This is a genomic window from Mycobacterium sp. E342, assembly GCF_001667665.1.
In the GTDB taxonomy this organism is placed as follows: domain Bacteria; phylum Actinomycetota; class Actinomycetes; order Mycobacteriales; family Mycobacteriaceae; genus Mycobacterium.
The window spans coordinates 1-681 of the sequence record NZ_LZJM01000180.1; the positions used below are offsets into that span (position 1 = coordinate 1).

General features: G+C 65.8%; 1 protein-coding gene. It reads left to right on the forward strand.

The window, feature by feature from the left end:
* Positions 1 to 681 (forward strand): AMP-binding protein (locus A5692_RS30400; protein WP_156766066.1); only part of this gene is annotated, 681 nt, incomplete at both ends.

Here is a 681-nt window from a genome sequence, read left to right on the forward strand (position 1 = left end):
CAACGTGGTCGGGCTGCTGGAGTCGCTGGATGGGCAGTTGGATCGTGCGGGGGTGTGGTCGCAGTTCCATTCGTATGCGTTTGACTTTTCGGTGTGGGAGATCTTTGGCGCCCTGCTGGGTGGGGGCCGGTTGGTGGTGGTGCCCGAAGCGGTGACCCGTTCCGCGGATGATTTCTGTGCCTTGCTGGCCGCCGAGCGGGTCAGTGTGTTGAGCCAGACCCCGTCGGCGTTTTATGCCCTGCAAACCGCCCAGGGAGTGTCACCGGAGGTGGGCCGGCAGCTGGCGCTCGAGACGGTGGTATTCGGTGGGGAAGCCCTCGAGCCAGCGCGTTTGAGGCCGTGGTGGGATCACCATGCGGGATCGCCGCGGTTGATCAACATGTACGGCATCACCGAAACCACGGTGCATGCCTCGATACGCCCGATCGTCGAGAGCGACGGCGGCACCAGCGCTAGTCCGATCGGGGTGCCGTTGACCCACCTGGGCTTCTTCGTCTTGGACCCGTGGTTGCAGCCGGTGCCGGCCGGGGTGGTCGGGGAACTCTATGTGGCCGGTCATGGTGTGGGGGTGGGGTATTGGGGCCGCTCACCATTGACCGCGTCGCGGTTTGTGGCGTGTCCCTTCACCGGGGCACCGGGGGCACGGATGTATCGCACCGGGGATCTCGTGTGTTGGGGCCC